Annotated in this window: 17 protein-coding genes; 4 read left to right on the forward strand and 13 right to left on the reverse strand. The window is 39.5% G+C overall.

The window, feature by feature from the left end; genetic code table 11:
• Positions 1-359 precede the first annotated feature (359 nt).
• Positions 360-1,739 (forward strand): branched-chain amino acid transport system II carrier protein, encoded by a 1,380-nt coding sequence (gene brnQ / locus ESP02_RS05540; protein ID WP_002291696.1) that lies wholly within the window; start codon positions 360-362, stop codon positions 1,737-1,739.
• 155 nt (positions 1,740-1,894) lie between these two features.
• Here brnQ and ESP02_RS05545 read toward each other — a convergent pair whose 3' ends face one another.
• The 3 genes from ESP02_RS05545 to ESP02_RS05555 form a co-directional block, all read right to left on the reverse strand.
• Positions 1,895-2,341: a GatB/YqeY domain-containing protein gene (locus ESP02_RS05545; RefSeq protein ID WP_002291695.1), complete on the reverse strand. Its 447-nt coding sequence runs from the start codon at positions 2,339-2,341 to the stop codon at positions 1,895-1,897.
• 26 nt (positions 2,342-2,367) lie between these two features.
• On the reverse strand, positions 2,368-2,544 hold the full coding sequence (gene rpsU / locus ESP02_RS05550) for a 30S ribosomal protein S21 (protein ID WP_002287321.1): 177 nt from the start codon (positions 2,542-2,544) through the stop codon (positions 2,368-2,370).
• A 161-nt stretch (positions 2,545-2,705) separates the two neighbouring features.
• The gene (locus ESP02_RS05555) at positions 2,706-3,134 is read right to left on the reverse strand and encodes a Fur family transcriptional regulator (protein ID WP_002287322.1); all 429 of its coding nucleotides are present in this window, start codon (positions 3,132-3,134) and stop codon (positions 2,706-2,708) included.
• A 91-nt stretch (positions 3,135-3,225) separates the two neighbouring features.
• On the opposite strand from ESP02_RS05555, the gene ESP02_RS05560 reads away from it, so the two are divergent.
• Positions 3,226-4,086, forward strand: coding sequence for a pyruvate, water dikinase regulatory protein (locus tag ESP02_RS05560; protein ID WP_010732170.1), 861 nt, complete (start codon positions 3,226-3,228; stop codon positions 4,084-4,086).
• A gap of 94 nt (positions 4,087-4,180) precedes the next feature.
• Here the strand turns inward: ESP02_RS05560 and ESP02_RS05565 are convergent, their stop codons facing one another.
• The 5 genes from ESP02_RS05565 to ESP02_RS05585 all read right to left on the reverse strand — a co-directional run bounded on the left by ESP02_RS05565 (position 4,181) and on the right by ESP02_RS05585 (position 10,395).
• Positions 4,181-4,531 (reverse strand): helix-turn-helix transcriptional regulator, encoded by a 351-nt coding sequence (locus ESP02_RS05565; protein WP_002316410.1) that lies wholly within the window; start codon positions 4,529-4,531, stop codon positions 4,181-4,183.
• A 15-nt stretch (positions 4,532-4,546) separates the two neighbouring features.
• A complete protein-coding gene (locus ESP02_RS05570; RefSeq protein ID WP_010732169.1) occupies positions 4,547-6,274 on the reverse strand; it encodes a phospho-sugar mutase in 1,728 nt (575 codons plus the stop codon).
• A 213-nt stretch (positions 6,275-6,487) separates the two neighbouring features.
• Positions 6,488-7,414: a thioredoxin-disulfide reductase gene (gene trxB / locus ESP02_RS05575; RefSeq protein ID WP_002291688.1), complete on the reverse strand. Its 927-nt coding sequence runs from the start codon at positions 7,412-7,414 to the stop codon at positions 6,488-6,490.
• Between the two features lie 144 nt (positions 7,415-7,558).
• Positions 7,559-8,992: a 6-phospho-beta-glucosidase gene (locus tag ESP02_RS05580; protein ID WP_002322636.1), complete on the reverse strand. Its 1,434-nt coding sequence runs from the start codon at positions 8,990-8,992 to the stop codon at positions 7,559-7,561.
• Positions 8,992-10,395, reverse strand: a complete 1,404-nt coding sequence (locus tag ESP02_RS05585; RefSeq protein ID WP_002400506.1) for a 6-phospho-beta-glucosidase — start codon at positions 10,393-10,395, stop codon at positions 8,992-8,994. The genes ESP02_RS05580 and ESP02_RS05585 overlap by 1 nt, the downstream gene beginning before the upstream one ends.
• A 229-nt stretch (positions 10,396-10,624) precedes the next feature.
• On the opposite strand from ESP02_RS05585, the gene ESP02_RS05590 reads away from it, so the two are divergent.
• On the forward strand, positions 10,625-11,527 hold the full coding sequence (locus ESP02_RS05590) for a MurR/RpiR family transcriptional regulator (RefSeq protein ID WP_002400509.1): 903 nt from the start codon (positions 10,625-10,627) through the stop codon (positions 11,525-11,527).
• Positions 11,528-11,567: 40 nt separating this feature from the next.
• On the opposite strand, the gene ESP02_RS05595 is transcribed toward ESP02_RS05590, so the two are convergent.
• The 5 genes from ESP02_RS05595 to ESP02_RS05615 all read right to left on the reverse strand — a co-directional run bounded on the left by ESP02_RS05595 (position 11,568) and on the right by ESP02_RS05615 (position 18,756).
• Positions 11,568-13,448 carry a beta-glucoside-specific PTS transporter subunit IIABC gene (locus ESP02_RS05595; RefSeq protein WP_038398516.1) on the reverse strand — a complete coding sequence of 627 codons (1,881 nt, stop codon included), beginning with the start codon at positions 13,446-13,448 and terminating at the stop codon, positions 11,568-11,570.
• 97 nt (positions 13,449-13,545) lie between these two features.
• Complete coding sequence (gene licT, locus ESP02_RS05600; RefSeq protein WP_010732164.1) at positions 13,546-14,397, reverse strand: BglG family transcription antiterminator LicT; 852 nt, start codon at positions 14,395-14,397, stop codon at positions 13,546-13,548.
• A gap of 457 nt (positions 14,398-14,854) precedes the next feature.
• Positions 14,855-16,639, reverse strand: a complete 1,785-nt coding sequence (locus ESP02_RS05605; RefSeq protein WP_002400515.1) for an ABC transporter ATP-binding protein — start codon at positions 16,637-16,639, stop codon at positions 14,855-14,857.
• Complete coding sequence (locus ESP02_RS05610; RefSeq protein ID WP_002325057.1) at positions 16,639-18,390, reverse strand: ABC transporter ATP-binding protein; 1,752 nt, start codon at positions 18,388-18,390, stop codon at positions 16,639-16,641. The genes ESP02_RS05605 and ESP02_RS05610 overlap by 1 nt, the downstream gene beginning before the upstream one ends.
• Positions 18,391-18,531: 141 nt before the next feature.
• Entirely contained in the window at positions 18,532-18,756 is a 225-nt protein-coding gene (locus ESP02_RS05615) for a YneF family protein (protein ID WP_002291670.1), read from the reverse strand.
• 250 nt (positions 18,757-19,006) lie between these two features.
• Here ESP02_RS05615 and ESP02_RS05620 point away from each other — a divergent pair, with 250 nt between their 5' ends.
• Entirely contained in the window at positions 19,007-20,593 is a 1,587-nt protein-coding gene (locus ESP02_RS05620) for an Nramp family divalent metal transporter (RefSeq protein WP_146926008.1), read from the forward strand.
• The last annotated feature ends 62 nt before the right edge of the window (positions 20,594-20,655 follow it).

The following is a 20,655-nucleotide window of genomic DNA, read 5'->3' on the forward strand; positions in this document are numbered from 1 at the left end:
GAGGAAAACAGTAGGCTATTCAACGATTTATTCCCAGTGAGTCATGTAAGTGAAAAATGACAATAAATCGAATAGACGAACATCATTTCCGAGTCAATGTCGAAAACGTAGATCATTGTGGCTGCCTCCATTATCAGGCTAGCGGATAACTTTATCAAAAAGCGTCCGTGAATGAAGAAGCTTTTTTAAGCGAAAAAAGGTGGTACCGTTCTAGAATCTAGAGCCCTTTTCCCAAGTGGAAAAGGGCTTTTTTTATATTTTAAGGTGGTGGTTTTCATGGAATCTGATATTAGTGGCATTACTAATTGCTACAACGTTTATATCGTCAATCAAAATGATAATTATTGGAGGAAAAATTTATGGAAGAAACAAAAACTTATTCATGGAAACAACTATTGATGGTCAGTTCACTTATCTTCGGGATGTTCTTCGGGTCAGGTAATCTAATCTTTCCTGTCCACTTAGGTCAAATGGCTGGCGCAAACTGGGTCAGTGCTGGCGTAGGATTTGCCATCTCAGGCGCTCTTTTCCCATTACTAGCTATCTTAGCTGTAGTAGTGACAAAAAGTGATGGTCTGTATGACTTAGCTAAACCTGTCGGAAAATGGTATGCTGCCTTGTTCTTAATCCTTGTTCATTTGACGATCGGACCATTTTTCGGTACACCACGGACAGCTGCTACTGCTTTTGAAATGGCTGCTAAACCATTTTTGCCTGAAAAATATAATTCATTAGGTATGTTTTTATTCTCTGCTCTTTTCTTTTTACTTGCTTATTTCCTTACTGTCCATCCCACACGGTTGGTCAAATACGTCGGAAAGTATCTAAACTCCTTGTTTCTTGCATTATTAGCAATCATTTTTGTCGTTTCTTTATTCCACCCAATGGGAAATCTAAATCAATCTGCTGCAGATACTTACCAAACAAACGCTTTAACAAATGGTGTCCTAGAAGGTTATAACACGGTTGATGCAGTAGCTTTGCTTGCTCTAAGTGTCACTTTTGTCCATGCAGTCCGTGACCTTGGTTTCAAAGATAAAAAAGTCACAGAATTAACAGCAAAAGCTGGTAGCCTGAGCGTTGCGCTAGAAGTCATGATCTATTTTGGTCTTGTTCTTCTCGGTGCGATGAGTTTGAATAAAATGTCTTTATCAGAAAATGGCGGAACTGCACTTTCTCAGATCACTAATTTTTATTTAGGTAACTTCGGCGCTAGCTTCTTAGGAGTGATGGTCACATTAGGTGTCTTCACTACCGCTATGGGACTCGTTGTTTCTTTTGCACAAGATTTCCATAAACTGTTCCCTAAAGTCAGTTATATGACATGGCTGCGGTTAACGACTTTCGTCTCTTTTGTCGTTGCAAATGCTGGTTTGGACAATATCATCCAATGGTCTTTACCAGTATTGATGCTTTTGTATCCATTGTCGCTTGCGTTGATCTTGCTTTCCTTAACAGCAAAATTTTTCCAAAAGACACCATTTGTCTATCAAGTAACGATGTTGTTTGCTGCTGTTCCCGCCGTATTGGATATGCTGGCAAATTCGCCTGCTTTAGTGAGTCAACAAAGAGTTGTAGCAAGCATGCTCGAATTTTATCATCATCACGTTCCTTTTGCTGCATTAGGACTCGGCTGGATGGTCCCAACGTTACTTGGTTACGCTGGCAGCTTACTCTTCTATTACGCCTATCGCCTATCAGGGTATAAACAAGAAGCGAATGAACTACCAGAAGAATAACCAAATCAAACACAATTTAACATAAGAAATATTAAACAGGAAAAAAACAGCTAGATGAAAGAATCTTATTCTTTCATCTAGCTATTTTTTAGATCTCTTTTTTACGAGCACAAAAAAACTGCGGACAATGATTGTCCGCAGTTTAAATGATAAAATTAAGATTGTAATAGTTCTTTCACAATGGCATTTACTTGGTTTCCATCTGCTTTTCCTTTGACTTTAGGCATGATCGCACCCATGACTTTGCCAAATTCTTTCATTGATGAAGCACCAGTTTGCGTGATTGCTTCTTGAACAAGTTGTCGAATTTCTTCGTCAGAAAGTTGTTCCGGCATGTATTTTTCGACTATCACAATTTCACTTTTTACTTTTTCAGCTAAATCGTCACGTCCTGCTTCTTCAAACTCATGCAAAGAATCACGTCGCTGTTTCATTTCTCGAGACAACACCGTTAATTCTTCTTCTTCTGTCAAGTCGTGACCTTCTTTAATCTGCTCGTTTTGTATAGATGACTTGATCATTCGGATGACTTGTAAAGATTCCTTATCTTTCGCTTTCATCGCTGTTTTCATGTCATCGTTTAATCTACTTAGTAGTGACACACTACCAACTCCAATTCATCACAGAACTAGAATTTTTTGCGTTTTCTAGCTGCTTCAGATTTTTTCTTGCGTCTTACACTTGGTTTTTCGTAGAATTCACGTTTACGAGATTCTTGTAAAGTACCCGCTTTTGACACGGAACGTTTGAAGCGACGAAGAGCATCGTCAAGTGATTCGTTTTTGCGAACGACTGTTTTTGACATGTTAATTCCCTCCCTCCGAGCTTAAAAAGTAACCGTAATTGTTATTGAAATATATCTCAAAAAACAAGACTGTCCTGTGAATATTATATCTAATGCTGTTTTGACCGTCAAGGAAATCTTGCTTTTTTTTAAAATTATCAAATGTTATTTTATTTAAATCCTTATTGACAATTTTCACATCTTCCGAAAATCTCGAATCTATGCCCTTCGATCGTACATCCACCGAGCTGTTCTTCGAAATAATTCATTGGACACATATGGATTTCTTTCGTTGTTCCGCACACCGTACAGATAAAGTGATGGTGATGGCCGATTTCCCCTTGACAGCAATGAAAACGAAACTTCATCTCTCCATTTAAATCGGTTTCTTCCAGTAAATCGATTTCTGCAAAATCATGGAGATTTCGATAAATCGTATCGTAACTTACTCCTTTGAATTCCTGATTCATATAGTCAAAAACTTCTTTAGCGGATACGTAGCGATTGCGCTTCACTAAATAAGTTAACAATGCTTCTCTTTTTTTAGTATATTTAAAACCGTTATTTTTCAATGTTTCTAGTGATTGTTCGATCAATGTCTGTTTTTTCATGACTTATTCCTCCAAATCAAAATGATTACGAAGTACACATTCTAGAGTATGGTATAATAAACATAAAAAAAATGCAAGTGAGGTTTTATCCATGTCTTCCGATTCTACAGAAATCGTTACTTTTTTTGTCATCTCCGACTCTGCTGGAGAAACTGCGACAAAACTAGCGCAAGCCACTATGGCCCAATATCCTACCGTTGAGTTCAATTTATTCCGCAGAACATTTGTGACAGATGAGAAAACATTGATGCAGGCACTGCAAGATGCACTAGAAGAAAATGCCCTTGTCCTGCACACATTGATCAATCAAGAATTGATCGAGATGACGCGTGCTTTTTGTGAAGAACATCAATTATTTAGTTTCGATGTGATGACTCCGCCGATATCAGAAATCGAGCGCTTAACTGGTATCAAGCCCATTCGGCAACCTGGCGCCCTTCATTTATTGAATGAGAACTATTTCAAACGGATCAAAGCAATGGAATTTGCTGTAAAATATGATGACGGGAAAGATCCTCGTGGGTTTCTAGAAGCAGATGTCGTTTTGCTAGGCGTATCCCGAACTTCCAAAACGCCTTTGAGCTTGTTTTTAGCTAACAAAAATTTAAAAGTTGCCAATCTTCCTTTGATCCCACAAGCACATATTCCCAAACAGCTTTGGGAAATTGATCCTAAAAAAATCGTGGGACTGACGAATAACCCAGATATTTTAAACAATATCCGTAAAGAACGGATGCGCTCTTACGGATTAAATCCTGATACTGCTTATTCCGATATCGAAAAAATACGAGCTGAACTCGATTTTGCGAATGATCTTTATGAAAAATTGGGCTGCGTAGTAATCAATGTCGCTTCTTTATCTATTGAAGAAACAGCTTCGCTTATTTTGAATGCTTTAGACCTAGAAGATCATAGTTATTATGGAACTGAAACCACCGAAGAAACAGACTAACAATTTTTCTTGTCTTTTTCTTAAAAAAAACTGGACTGTGTCAGCGAAGAAGATTCGTTGACACAGTCCAGTTTGTCTCTATTTGCACCTATCGTTATTGATGTTCCACATGCTTGAGTGTCTGGTTCAAAATATCTAGTACGTGAGAATCATCAAGACTATACAAAATCGCTTTTCCCTCACGATGGGACTTGACGACATGGTTTTCTCTTAATAAACGCAGTTGATGCGATACAGCAGATTGTTCCATTTCCACTGCTTGGGTGATTGCTGTCACATTTTGCTCCCCGTCTTTCAGATACAGCAGAATTTTGAGACGAGTGGGGTCACTCAACATTTTGAATAGTTGGCTGACTTTCTCTACTTTTGTTTTTTGCGTGTCTGGCAATCCATTCACCTCCAACTTGAAAAAAGACTGACTTCTAAAGTTTACCACTTTTTCCATCAGTCTCAAGTTTTTTTATTCTTCTGTCATTTTTTTGATAATCGCTTCATAAGCGGCTACTTTTCCAGCTGCGTCTTCTGAAGAGCTTCCTTTTACACCGATATAAAATTTGATTTTTGGCTCAGTTCCTGAAGGACGGATAGCGATCCAGCCATTTTCTTCCAGCGTATACTTCAATACGTCAGATGGCGGTGTCGTTAGTTTTTCTACGTTTCCTTCACGGTCTGTTCTCGTCAACTCTTTAAAGTCTTCTGTTTGGATGACTTTTGCTCCGGCAAATTCTGTCGGTGCTTCTTCACGGAATTTTTCCATCAAAGCAGAGATTTTCGCAGAACCTTCTTGTCCGCTCATTGTCACAGAAATCGTTTTTTCTGCGTAGTAGCCATAGGTTTCAAAAATCGTTTGCAAGCCGTCATACAACGTTTTGCCTTGTTTTTTATAGTAAGCTGCTACTTCTGCTAATAAGAGCAATGCTTGGATCGCGTCTTTGTCGCGAACGAAAGGTTTAACTAAATAACCGTAACTTTCTTCGAATCCGAACATAAAAGTATGGGAATGATCTTCTTCAAATTGTTGAATTTTTTCAGCAATGAATTTGAATCCTGTCAATACATTGAACATGGTAGCACCATAGTGTTCCGCAATTGCTGTAGGCAATTCGCTAGAAACGATCGATTTCAATACCGCGGCGTTTTCAGGTAAAGTGCCTCGCGATTGGTGTGCTTCCAAAATATATTGAGCAAACAGTGCTCCGATTTGGTTTCCGGTCAATACTTCATAGGAGCCATTTGGCAAACGAACGGCTGCACCTAAACGGTCTGCATCAGGATCTGTTGCAATCAGCAAGTCAGCGCCTTCTTTCTCGCCAAGTCGCATCGCATACTCAAAAGCAGAGTGTTCTTCTGGATTTGGTGATTTGACTGTAGTGAAATCTGGGTCTGCGACAGCTTGTTCTGGAACTAGTACGAATTGTTCGAATCCAGCTTGTTTCAACGCACGTTCACCCAACATTTTTCCTGTTCCGTGAAGTGGTGTGTACACAAGTTTCAAATCTTTCCCCATTGTTTCCACCAATTCATGATCAATCGTTACTGCTTTGATTTCTTCTAGATAAGCGGCATCCACTTCTTCTCCGATAATCGTGATCAATCCGCTATGTTCAGCTTCTTCGTCAGATAATACTTCAACTTTTAACGGATTGCTGACTTCACGGACATATTTCGTCAATGCATCTGCGTCTGCAGGAGGCATTTGTCCCCCATCTTCTCCGTAGACTTTATATCCGTTGTAAGCTGCTGGATTGTGGGATGCGGTTACCATGATTCCCGCAAACGTCTTCAAATGACGGACTGCAAAAGAAAGCTCTGGTGTTGGACGTAGACTTTCGAATACATAAGATGGGATATTGTGATGTGCTAATGTTTTGGCTGCTTCCATGGCAAATTCTGGCGATTGATGGCGTGAGTCATAAGCGATAGCGACACCTCGGCGTTTTGTTTCTTCACCTTGTGTATCCATGAAACGTGCAAGTCCTTCTGTTGCTTGTCTTACCGTATAGATGTTCATTCGATTGATCCCAGGTCCTAAGATTCCCCGCATGCCTGCAGTACCGAATTCCAACGGTGCATAAAAAGCATCTTCAAGTTTTTCAGGATCTTCACCCAGATCATTTAATTGTTTTTTTAAGTTTTCTTCTAAATTTTCTTCATGTACCCATTGTTCATACACTTGTTCCCAAGACATGAAAATAACACCTCTTTCTGAAATATGGTTCTTAATAAGTATAGCATTCACTTATTAGATATGAAAGTATGAGGGCCAAAAAACGCTTAAATCAAGAAAGGATTCTTTTATCAAGCACGGTTACAAGTATTCGCATAAATCGGATTCAGTAGAATTCACGCGAAAAAAAAGAGTAAAAGAACAATTGAAACCGTTCTTTCACTCTTTTTAAACTTATGCAGTTGTTTCTTCTAAAGATTCCAAGTATTTATACACTTGTTGTCCAGCGATCCCACCATCACCAACAGCAGTAGTGATTTGTCGCAAATCTTTTTCACGAACATCTCCGATGGCAAAAACGCCTGGTATATTCGTCTTCATTTCGTTGTCTGTTGGAATCCAGCCAGCTTCGTTCGTCAACCCTGCTTCTCTAAATGGTGCAGTTAATGGATCCAGTCCAACATAGATGAATACTCCGTCTGCTGCCAAATCAAACTCATTGCCGGTTTTGACATTACGTGCTTTCACACCTGTCACTACCATTTCATTCCCAACGATTTCGTCAACGACTGTATCCCACATAAAGGAAATTTTTTCATTCGCAAATGCACGGTCTTGGATGATCTTTTGTGCACGTAATTCATCTCTACGGTGGACGATGACTACTTCAGAAGCAAATTGTGTCAAATAAATGGCTTCTTCTACTGCTGAGTCTCCTCCTCCGATCACTACTAGACGTTTGTTACGGAAAAATGCACCATCACAAACTGCACAGTAAGAAACGCCACGTCCAGCAAATTCTTCCTCGCCAGGTACGCCTAATTTACGGTGGATACAGCCTGTTGCGATAATGACTGTTTTTCCTTCGTAAGTTTTATCTTCACAAATAACTTCTTTGTGGCTGCCGTGATCCTTGATATCTTGCACGATTCCATAAGCATTTTCTGTCCCAAATCTTGAAACACCTTCATACATCTTATAAGCTAGATCAGGACCCATGATTGAATCGAAACCAGGATAGTTTTCGATTTCTGCCGTATTGTTCATTTGGCCGCCAGGGGCGCCTTGTTCGATCATCAATACGGATAAGTTTGAACGTGAAGCATATAAAGCAGCAGTCATCCCAGCAGGACCTGCGCCAATAACGATTACATCATACATATGTAGATTCTCCTTTACTTAATCAAGTAAGCATACTTTACAGCTAATGCAAAAAAAAGTCTATTGTTCTGCTTGCGTTTCTCGAATAGCTTTATTATACTCGAAAAATCCGCTGAAAAACAATAGACTTTTATAAATCATTGATTAATCGTTCGAAAGATTTTCTCCATTTGAATCAATTACTTTTTTATACCAGTTGAATGATTTCTTCTTCGAACGGGCTAATGTGCCATTTCCTTCGTTGTCACGATCGACATAAATGAATCCGTACCTTTTCTTCATCTCACCTGTACCAGCTGATACTAAATCAATACATCCCCAAGTCGTATAGCCTAATAGATCAACTCCATCTAATTCTACTGCATCTTTCATTGCCTGGATATGTGCTGCCAGATAGTCGATTCGATAGTCATCTTCCACATAACCATTCTCATCAGGCGTATCGACTGCACCTAAGCCGTTTTCTACAATAAATAGTGGTTTTTGATAACGATCATAAATATCATTCATCGTTATTCTCAAGCCTAATGGATCAATTTGCCAACCCCATTCACTTGCTTCCAGATATGGATTTTTGACAGAAGCAAAGATATTTCCTGCAGTCTGTTCCAAGAGTTCGTTGTCAGTAGTCGAAACTCGAGAAGAATAGTAAGAAAAGGAGATAAAATCAACAGTATGTTCTTTCAGCAATGCGGCATCCCCAGGTTCCATTTCGATCTGAATGCCATTTCGTTCCATTTCTTTCAATGCATAAGCGGGATATTCTCCTCGTGACTGGACATCAATGAAGAAATAATTTTCTCGATCTGATTTTCTAGAAGCCCAAACATCTTCAGGATTGCAAGTGTATGGATAATATGCTCCTGCTGCCAGCATACAGCCTACTTTGTTCTCCGGATCTACTTCATGAGCAATCTTCGTTGCGATGGCACTTGCAACCAACTCATGATGTGCCGCTTGATATTTGATTTGTTCTTCATTTTCTCCTTCTTCAAAATACAGCCCTGCGCCCATGAATGGTGCATGAAGGATCATATTGATCTCATTGAATGTCAACCAATATTTGACAAGTCCTTTATAGCGATTGAAGATGACTCGGCACAGATTTTCATAAAAACCAACGAGTTCTCTGGAACGCCACGCACCATATTCTTTGATCAAATGCATCGGACAATCAAAATGTGTAATCGTCACAAGCGGCTCGATTCCGTACTTTTGACATTCTTTAAAGACATCCTCATAAAATTTCAAACCAGATTCATTTGGCTCTTTTTCATCGCCCATTGGAAAAATACGACTCCAAGCAATGGACATCCGATAAGTCTTGAACCCCATTTCTGCAAACAAAGCAATATCTTCCTTATAATGATGATACATATCGATCGCAATTTTTGCTGGATAAAAATGATCCTCATCAAATTCAAACATTTTCTTTTTTCCAGTAATGACAGGAAAACGGTCTTCTCCGATTGGCACAACATCTACGTTCGCTAACCCACGTCCGCCTTCATCATAACCGCCCTCGCATTGATTGGCTGCTGTAGCACCGCCCCATAAAAAATCTTTTCTGAATCCCATCATACTTCCTCCATTACATGTGAATTGCTTGATAATTCTCTTGCCAGTTCATCTTGGACTTCGATTCCTTCTGCTTTTAACCGGCTGATTGTTTCCTTGAATTGCGGTAAATACTGCTGATGTGCAATAAACAACTCATCCATGATCCGTTTTGCTGTCTTTCCTGATCGTATAAGTGGATTGATCGTAAACGCTTGTAAAGCTGTTCCATAATCACCAGTCACGGTTGCTTCGATCGTCAGCAATTCCATATTCTTCATTACTTGCAACCACCCTCTTTCAGCAGCAGGAAGGGAACCAAACGCTACATTTCGTGCGCCTTGTGCGCCAACATAGGCAGTGACTTCTACTACACAATCTGCCGGCAGATCAGGAACAGCTCCATCATTCTTTGTAGATACCACGATCTGTGTTTCTTTATTTCCATAGATCGAAGCAATCGTTTCACAGGCAGCATCTGAATAATAAGCACCACCTCGTTTTTGCAATTGTTCAGGTTTATGATTCAATTCTGGATCTTTGTATAATTCAAACAGCTCTGCTTCTGTTTCTTTCACTTGCTGCGCTCTTGTACCAATCGTTTGATATTCTTCTAAAGCATGTTCCAGCATTTCTTCTTCACGATAGTAATAGCGGTGGTAGCCACAAGGGATCATGTTCATTTGTTTTAATTGTTCTTTAAAAAACGGGATATCAAAGATATTTTTCGGCAATCCATTGTCTTCATCGTATAAACGATCAATCAATTCTGCCGTGCGGTCATTTCCTTTATTATCTGCTACTTTGTGCCAATGGAAGTGATTTAGACCGGCAAACTTGTAGATCAGCTCTTCTTTTTTCTTGCCAAGCATTGCTGGTTCTGTCATCATCGCCATTACTGGCACATTGCATAATCCGATCACTTTATCCCATTTGCCATATCTGATAACTGCTTCTGTCACCATCCCACTTGGGTTCGCGAAATTGATTAGCCAAGCATTTGGACATAAACGCTTCATGTCTTCAACGATTGCCAAAACCACTGGAACGGTACGAAAAGCTTTGAATATCCCGCCAGCACCATTTGTTTCTTGCCCAATCATCCCATAATAACTAGGGATCCGCTCGTCTTTGATTCGTGCATCTAATTGACCGACACGAAACTGAGTCGTAACAAAATCCGCATCTTTCAATGCTTCTTCCCGATCCAGAGTTGCATAAATTTTGACTTCATACGGAGAAGCATCCCACATACGCTGAGACATCTGACTGACGATCTCAAGCTTTTCTTTTCCTTCTTCTACATCTACGAGCCAGATTTCTCGTATCGGTAATTCCTCATATCTTTTGATAAATCCTTCCATCAACTCGGGGGTGTAACTGCTGCCTCCACCAATCGTAGCGATTTTGATTCCTTTTGCCATGTTCTCACTCCTTTACTTTTTACACTTTTATTATCTTTTTTGTAAACAAAACAAACAATAGAAATTCGTTTCTTTCCAGTAAGATTTACAAAAGTTAGTGTTTTCTATTGGATTTTTGTAAATATCTTGTCAAAAAACGTCTTTTTTAAGCTGTACAACATAAATTCGTTTACAAATCATTTTCAAAAAAGTTATAATTTACGTAAAAAAACAAGAAGAAGGTATCTACATGTTATTACGTGAAAAAATTAAAGAAATCTCCTTTTCTCCTTCAGAAAATGAAGTGATTCAGTTTCTCTTAAGTGATTCTCCAGCACTTGGCGAAATGACCATCCAAGAGATCGCTGAGCGATGTTATGTCCACCCGTCCACACTCATCCGTGTAGCAAAAAAAATGGGTTTTGATGGCTGGGTCAGTTTTCGTAATGCTTTTTTAGCTGAAACAGCCTATCTTGATGGGAATTTTCAAGACGTAGATGCGAATCTTCCTTTTTCCACCACAGACGGTATTATGACGATCGCAAATAAAATGGCTTCTTTAGAACAGATGACGATTCAAGATACACTTTCTCTCATTCATCATGACCAACTGCAAAAAGCCAAACAACTAATGCTTCAAGCAAAAAAAATCGTGATTTTCGCCAGTAACTCGAATACTTTGATTTCTCAAGATTTCATGCTGAAAATGAAGCGCATCAAAATGGATGTCACAATTGTCACCACTTTTGGTGAATCGTTCTATGAAGCGTACAATTGCACGAGTGATATGTGCGGGATTCTGATTTCTTATACGGGTGAAAACAATGTGATCCTTCGTACCGCAGAAATATTGAAACAAAATCATGTTCCAATTTTAGCTTTGACCAGTATCGGTGATTCAACTCTATCCTCAATGAGTACAGCCGCTTTGCGACTTACGACACGCGAGCGACTGTATTCAAAAATTGGTAATTTTACGATCAATACATCGATTTGTTATCTTCTAGACGTGTTATATAGTTGTGTTTTTGCAGAAAATTATCAACAGAATTTAGTCCATCTAATCTCTGTAGGACAAAAATTCGATAAACGCCCTATCAGCTCGGCCATCATGAAAGAGCCTTTCAATTTCGAAAATAAAGAAGTGGAATAAAAAGAATAGTTAAGCCTAGTCCATTCTTTCACCTAACCGTTCAGGTCAGTGCGGTGATAAGTGCATCGTCTGGCCCGACCGTCTCCCCTTGATTTTCTAAAATATCTAAATAATCCGTGTAATTGGTGACGATCACAGGTGTTTCTAAACTGTATCCTTCCTCTTCGATTTTCTTTTTGTCGAAGCGGAGCAACAGATCGCCTTGTTTCACTCTTTCTCCTTGCTGCACCAAGCTTTCAAAATATTTCCCTTCCAACTGAACAGTATCCAATCCGACATGAATCAGCAATTCCAGACCTGTTTCAGAAACCATTCCAATTGCATGTTTCGTCGGGAACAGGGTCATGACTGTTCCGTCAAAAGGGGCACGTACTTCTCCTTTTTCAGGGTAGATCAAGATTCCTCGACCTAGTGTTCCTTGTGCAAAAGCTGCATCCTTTGCTGCATTCAGTGGAGCGATTTGTCCTTGTATCGGTGTTTTTACAATTTCTTTACCTGATTTTTTCTGTATAGCATCTGTTTCATCTGCTTCATCCTTCCAAAAGAAAAAAGTCAGCGAAAACCCGATTACCGAAGCAATAGCAATGCCGATAAACGCTTGAAACATACCACTGGCGTCTGTTTCCGTGATGTAGTTTACCACCCCAAAAATCCCTAATCCGCCCATTGTGTAGCTGATTGTTCCAGATGCCATCAAATAGATTCCTGAAATGGCACCACCAATCATCGAGTAAATAAATGGCTTCTTCTTCGGTAAGGTGATTCCATAAATGGCTGGTTCTGTTACGCCGAAGATTCCTGAAATCACAGCTGGCATGCAAAGCGCCTTCATTTTTTGATCCTTGAACTTGAAATACATCGCCAATACCACTGCGGTCTGTGCAAAACTCGCACCATAAACGCCTACTAACATCTGACTCCACCCGTTTTGCGCTAGCTGCATAATCGCAAGAGGGATAATACTCCAATGAAGTCCGAAAATCACCAGTACTTGCCAAAGAAATCCTAGAACTGCACCATACACAGCTGGAGAAAAGTCCATCAATGCTTGGAATCCCGTGCTTAATAGATCTGTCAGTATACTGACAATCGGGCCGATAATCAAAAAGCCAGCAGGAAGTGCGATTAATAACACAGAAAAAGGAACCAAAAAGGTCTGGACGACCGCAGGAATCCATTTCTTAGCAATTTTTTGGACTTGTCCGGCAAATGCGATAATGAAGATAACAGGTACGACGCTACTGGTATAACTGCTGCCCACCCATGGGATACCCAAAAATGTTTCATAAGCCGGAAGACCCAGCAAGCTATAAGGGGCAGGACTGCCATCAGAGAAACCACTTTGTAGTGCTGCTCCTTGTACAGTCGGGTAACAAAGTGCTGCACCAATCACAATCCCCACCATCGGATTCAGATGAAATTTTTTCGCTGCTGTGTACCCCAAGATCACTGGCATGAAATAAAAAATTGCATCCCCTATCCCATTCAGCATGATGTACGTACCCGATCCTTCAGTATAAAATTTGAGAAACAAGAACAAAGCATTTAATCCTTTGACCATTCCCGCTGCAGCCAAAGCACCTAAAAAAGGTTGGAAACAGCCACTTAATATGTCGATTAATCGATTGAACAGGTTACTACTTGAAGAAACCTCTTCTTCTGCTTCATCGGAAATCCCTGCTGCTGTCAGTACTTCTGCATAGACATCTGGCACGTGATTCCCGATGACAACTTGATATTGCCCGCCGCTTTTCATGATGGTAACTATCCCTTCCATCTTTTTCAAAACATCATCCTTTGCTTTATTTTCCTCCTTTAGTTTGAAACGAAGCCGCGTCACACAGTGTGTCAAGCTACGGATATTTTCTTTTCCTCCGATATTCTTTACGATGTTTTCTGCTAATTCTTGGTATTTTCCCATTTCTATTCCCTCCAATTTATTAGTGGAAGGTTTAGCCAACTGAATGTCACTACCCTTATTTTCATACGTTCTTGTTAATTTATCCTCCTTTTTTTATTTATTTACAACGATTCTCATGCACTAAACGCGCAGTATGGATCGTTAAATACATTTTTTCATCCGTGGACATCTGGTAGTTGAATGCCTCGGCTAAAAAGTCTACTATTTTCTCAACGCAACCAAACGTATCCTTATATTTTTTTTGAATAACTTGGAACAATTCCTCAGAAACTTCTCCATCTTCTGATTTCGCTCCATCTAGGACACGTGTCAGAAAAAAACGCAGGTGTGTGACGAATCGAAAAAAGTGGACTGAATCTTCATCAAATGTAATCTTATAGTAATAGCGGACGATATTTAAAATATCCTGTATTGTTGTGGTAAACAGGTAGGTATTGTCTTGCTGGCTTTGAATGCCTTGTGCATTGACTAAATGCAATGCGATAAATCCGGCTTCGTCTTCTGATAACTTGATGTGGTATTTATCCGAGATTTTCTTCACTGTTTTTTTCCCGATGGCATACTCTTTAGGAAACAGTTGTTTGATATCATACAGCAATACATTTGGTACAAATATTCCCATTTTGTGACGTTCGATAGCCGTATACAAATGATCCGTCAATGCAATATATACAGAATCATTCAAATGGACTTGTAGAGCCTCTTTTGTATATTCAATGATTTCACAAGAAATTTCTAAGTACTCAAGAGGAATCGCTTGTGCCAATTCTTGGAACTGTTGTGAAAGTCCGTCATTTGTCAACTGAAATTTTTTGTCGATGCATGAGTCAAAAATCGGGTCACCCACTTTCTTTTTGAATGCCAAACCTTTTCCCATCACAATCATTTCCTGATTTCTTTCATTCCTGGTTATTACGACGTTGTTATTTAGTACTTTCTCAATCAGCATGTTTTGCTCCTTTCCATGATTATATAGGGCTGTATCCAAAACAAAAAGAAAAACCCAAAAAGCCGTCCATGGAACCATGGGAGACTCATCAGGTTTAGCTTGCATCAGGCAATCACTATCCAAGTTGTATCGTTTTCTTTATATTATCGAAAGCAAACGCTTTTGTCAACGCTTTCTTAGCGCCTATTAGGCACTTCTGACTAGCTGTCGAATCTTTTTTTAAATCTGGTGACTACGACACTACCGCTCACAGATGAAGAATCTGGGAAGCTCTGTTTTATTTTCACTCTAGCACTTAGGTCAAAATGCTACTATGCTACTGTCACAACCTCTAATATACGGTGTTCCAGTACCAGCTTATCGGTGATAAGCCAAATTTATGCAAAAATCTGGAAAACCTTTTTTACAAATTTTTTCTTATCACCTAAAGCTGAACGGAGCACTGTCACAACCTCTTTTACACACCACTGCTTTGCAGTTTGTACATATCTGCATACAAACCATTTTGCGCTAGAAGTGTTTCATGATTCCCACGCTCTACTATATGACCTTTGTCTAAAACTAAAATCAATTCTGCATCTCGAATCGTGGACAGCCGATGGGCAATCGCAATCGTTGTCCGTCCTTGTCGCATTTTTGCCAATCCTTCTTGGATCAATCCTTCGGTTTCAGTATCGATATTTGCTGTTGCTTCATCCAATACTAGTATTTTAGGATCTGTCACGATTGTTCGCGCAAAAGTGATCAGCTGTCGTTGTCCACTAGAATAGCTGGCACCGTGTTCGATCACTTTTGAGTGATATCCTTTTGGTAATTCATCGATGAACTTGTTTGCTTGAACAAACTCAGCTGCATGGCGAATCTGTTCGTCTGTGATAGCTGGATTCATCATCCGGATATTTCCTGCGATATCTCCATAAAACAAGAAGGCATCTTGCAAGACCAATCCCATTTTCTTACGTAACTCTTCCATTGGATATTCTCGAATGTCATGATCATCAATCAAGATCTGGCCTTCATAAAATTCGTAAAACCGCATCAATACGTTGATGATCGAGCTTTTTCCGCTTCCGGTGTGCCCCACTAATGCAACGGTCTCTCCCGGATTAGCGACAAAAGAGATATTGTTCAATACATTGTGCTCTCCATCATAAGAAAAGCTTACATTGCGAAACTCGATCTTACCTGAAGTAATCGCTTGATCTGCTCCAGGATTTTGTTGCGGTGCATATTCTTCTGTATCCATGATTTTCAAAATACGACTACCGGCAACCATTCCATCTGTAAAGGTGCTCAAAAAGTCCATCATTTGAGACATTGGATTAAAAAATCCCTGGACATAGGTCGTAAATGCATATATCAGTCCAACTTCTACGGGAGAATGCAACGCATCGATCCCAAACAAAGTCAACGCCAACGCAATCGCCAATGCATATAGAAAATTGATGATCGGACTTAACAGAATCGAATTCGTTTTGATCATCGCATAGCGCGTGTCTAAATACTCGTTGTTCACTTGTTCAAATTCTTTAGCTAAACGAGCTTCTTGGCGAAACTGTTGGATAATACGCATGCCGGAAATCGATTCATTCAATTTCGTGTTCAGCTGACTTAATTTTTCCCGCATATTCCGGTAAATACGAGAACTGAATTTCTGGTAATACCAGATGACGATTCCTAAAATCGGTAAGAACACCAAAGTCCACAAGGCAATTTCTCCATTGATTTGAAACATGGCAATGAAAGAAGAAACGACTGCAAAAATCCCAGTCAATACCATCAAAAAGACATACCAAAATTCAAATAGCGTTTCTGTGTCATTCGTCACTCGAGAAACGGTCGATCCTGCCGGTGTCTGATCAAAATAACGCATACCTAGTGTATGCAGCTTTTCAAATAATCTTACCCTAACATACTGATAGGTCTTCAATGAAGCCATGGAATACAAATACCATTGGAAAAACCAAATGATACTTTTGACTATGACTCCAAACAAGTACATACCAGCAAAAAACAAAATAACTTGCGTCGTAGCCGACTGTTTAGCCAGATGATCATCCATAAAAGTTTGGATGATCCTTGGCAATAGGACATTGATCACAGACAGAGCAAACGCAAATAAGATAGCAACGATAAACGTTCTTCTAAAAGGTTTGGCGAACTTCATCAGTCGTTTGATGATCTTCTTCTGTTCTTTAAGTGGAATCGATTTTGTCCATTCCGATTGATAATTTTCATCCATCAGGCCTCGCCTCCTTCTATCTTCGCTTCTAATTGCTGTTTCTCCCACATTCGTTCATACCAGCCGCCTAGTGCAAGCAGCTCATGATGGGTTCCTCGTTCAATGATTTTCCCTTGATCGACAACAATGATTTCTTTTGCATGCATCACGCTGCTTAAACGGTGAGCTGCAATGATGGTTGTTTTCTCTTTTCTTATTTCTTTTAAATTATGCAAGATAGCTTCTTCTGTTTTGGCATCTACTGCAGAAAGTGCATCATCTAAGATCAGCAATTCAGGATTTTTGATCAATGCTCGAGCAATCGAAATCCTTTGTTTCTGTCCGCCAGATAAAGAGACTCCACGTTCTCCAACTAAGGTATCATAACCTTTTGGCAATTCCTTGATTTCATTGTTGATAAATGCTAAAGAAGCCGCATGCTCTACTTCTTCTTCTGAAAGTTTTGGATTAGAAAAACGGATATTATCTCGAATGGTCATCGAAAACAAGAAGTGATCCTGAGGCACATAGCCGATTGATCCTAATAAAGCATTCAATGAATATTCTTTGATCGAACGTCCGCCAAATTGGATTTTCCCTTGATAATCATCGTATTCACGCATCAGTAATTTGATGATCGTCGTTTTTCCCGCACCAGTTTTCCCAACAATACCTAATGTTTCTCCTTCTTGGATCGCAAATTTGATTTGTTCTAATGCTGGTGATTCTTCTTTCGGATAGTTAAAAGAGGAAATAGCTACATTCAGCTCGCCTTTTGCCGGGGTCTGCACTGCACCCAGTTGTTCCACGATATGCGTCTTTTCATGCAAAAGTTCATTGACGCGATCATAAGAAGCATTTCCTCTTTCCAATACGTTGAACAATCGACCAATCGCAAACATTGGCCAAACAAGCATACCGATATAGCTAATAAATGAGACCATCTGCCCGATCGAGATCGTGCCTTCCAAGACATACTTTCCACCTAAAATAATTGTTGCAACATAAGACAGACCGATAATCAAGGTAATGAATGGATCGAATAAGGAGTCTAAAAAATTGACTCGTTTGTTTTTAATAATTGCATCTTCAATCTTTTCTTCAAAATCCGCTAGATCTTCTTTTTCTTGTCCAAATGTTTTAATGACTTTGATTCCAGTGATACTTTCTTGTGTCTTATCATTGATACTAGAAAAAGCTTCTTGCGAATCACGAAAAGCGTCGTGGAGTTTTGACCCCAGCACTCGTGAAGTAACGGCTAGCAAAGGCAGAGGAATCAGCGCAATCAGTGTTAAGCGCCAATCAATAAACAAAATCATCGCAATGATCGTTGTTCCGCCCGTAATCACTGAATCTGCAAAGGTCAAGATACCAGCTCCTGCTACATTCTGGATTGCATTTAAATCATTCGTTGCATGAGCCATCAAATCTCCAGTCCGATATTTTTGGTAAAAGAGATTGTCCATTTCTGTAAAATGTTTGAATAGCTGCTGCCGAAGTTCTTTCTCCAACCGAGCTGCACTTCCCCAAATATTCGTCCGCCAGATATAACGAAAAAGATATTGTAAGAAAGCTGCAATGATCAATAGTAAGATCCACCAAGAAATGATCTTTATTGATAAATTTTTATCTGCGATCTCATCAATGATGATCCCAATCACTTTTGGAGGAACTAACTGTACCAAAGCCACCGCGAATAGGGAGAAAATCCCAATTAAATAATGTTTCTTTTCCTGTCGAAAAAACCAACCTAATTTTCTAAAAATCGACATTTTACTCCTCCTTTGTCTTTATCAAGAGCATAGGATTGTCTGTGCTTGTCTTTTTTGCTGAATAGTCTGAATAGTCTAACAAATTACGAAATAAAAAACGGACTGAAAAAATCAGCCCGCAAAAAGTCTTTGGGTCAGAACCTATTTTTTCCCTTGGTTCTTCATTTGCTGCATCATCTGGCGAATTTTCTTCTCAGATGGTTTTTGCCCCATTGACATCATCATTGATCGCAACATGTCCTCATTAACGGGAGGATTTTTTTCTAAATAGTCTTTCATATATTTACGCGCTAGGAAAAAGCCACCTACTGCGCCGATTAGCAAAGCAATAATAGCAATAAGTACGACAATACCTGTTGATACCATATAAATCTCTCCTTTCTATTTCCGAATTGCTCTCAATGATTTATTTTACTAAAGTTTATTGAAAAAAGAAAGGCGTATTCTTTAGTTTCATGCAAAAAATAGTGGTTTTTTTAGAGAAGAACAAAATTTCTTTCATTAACTAGCAAGACACGCCACGAAAAAAAATTAGGCATACCGAATCTTTTTCTTTAATTTTTTCTTTCTGAGGTGTAGAATGTAATCGTAGATAAATAGGAAAGGTGGTTTTTTCTTGAATAATCAATCCAACAAACAATTTCATAAGCATCGACTTATTGAACATACAAATGGTTTATCTTTAGCTGAAGCAAATGGAACAGTGGATGTACCAAAGGGAAAAAGTTTTTTTAAAACACTTCTTGCTTACTCTGGACCTGGTGCATTAGTAGCAGTTGGTTATATGGACCCAGGTAACTGGTCCACTTCGATCACTGGTGGACAAAATTTCCAATATTTATTGATGTCAGTTATTTTGATGTCTAGTCTGATTGCTATGCTTTTACAGTATATGGCAGCAAAATTAGGAATCGTGACCCAAATGGATTTGGCCCAAGCAATCCGAGCTCGGACAAGTAAGACATTGGGTGTCATTTTATGGATCTTGACTGAATTAGCCATTATGGCAACAGACATCGCAGAAGTCATTGGTGCAGCCATCGCCCTCTACTTACTTTTTGATATTCCATTGGTGATTGCCGTATTTATCACTGTGTTAGATGTTTTCGTCCTTTTATTGCTGACAAAAGTCGGGTTTCGTAAAATCGAAGCTTTGGTTGTCTGCTTGATTTTCGTCATTTTATTCGTTTTCGTCTATCAAGTTGGCTTATCTAACCCTGATTGGCACAGTTTGTTTGCCGGCTTCATCCCTAACAGTCATACATTCTCAGACTCACCGGTCATCGGCGGCGAAACTCCGCTGACTGGAGCTTTAGGGATTATTGGTGCAACAGTCATGCCGCATAACTTATATCTTCATTCAGCAGTTTCTCAAACTCGGAAGATTGATCACCAAGACGAAGAAGATGTAGCACAAGCGGTACGCTTTTCTACTTGGGATTCTAATATCCAGTTGTCAATGGCTTTTCTAGTCAATGCACTACTATTGATCATGGGTGTCGCTGTATTCAAAACCGGTTCTGTCCAAGATCCTTCCTTTTTTGGTCTGTATGAAGCTTTATCTGATCCATCAGCTATGAGCAATGGTATCTTGATTGCTGTAGCAAAATCTGGTATCTTATCCACTTTATTTGCTGTAGCACTTCTTGCTTCTGGCCAGAACTCTACTATTACTGGTACGTTGACCGGTCAAGTCATCATGGAAGGCTTCATCCATATGCGTATCCCGATTTGGCTAAGAAGACTGGTCACACGATTGCTCTCTGTGATTCCTGTATTGATTTGTGTTTTGTTTACAAGTACAAAAGGAACAATCGAAGAACATACCGCTTTGAATAACTTGATGAATGAATCCCAAGTTTTTCTGGCTTTTGCATTACCATTCTCGATGATTCCTTTACTGATGATGACCAATAGCCAAGCGGAGATGGGGAGCCGATTCAAAAATTCATTTGTTGTAAAACTTCTTGGCTGGTTCTCTGTGATTAGTCTGACTTACTTGAACTTACGAGGATTACCAGGTCAAATCGAAAGTTTCTTCGGCGAGCAAGCCACCTCAGCTCAACTAGCATTGGCTGATCAAATCGCTTATGTAATCATTGTTCTTGTCCTTCTCCTGTTGGCATGGACGATTGGTGATTTATATAAAGGAAACAAAAAATATGCACAGCGTTTGCAAGAAACGATAGAAGAAATCGAATAGAAACTGATTTTTTCACACAAAGACCCTTGATAGTTAGGTTAAAAATCTAGCTACCAAGGGTC

Origin of the sequence: Enterococcus sp. NBRC 3427 (genome assembly GCF_007996925.1) — a bacterium.
Lineage (GTDB): Bacteria > Bacillota > Bacilli > Lactobacillales > Enterococcaceae > Enterococcus_B > Enterococcus_B lactis.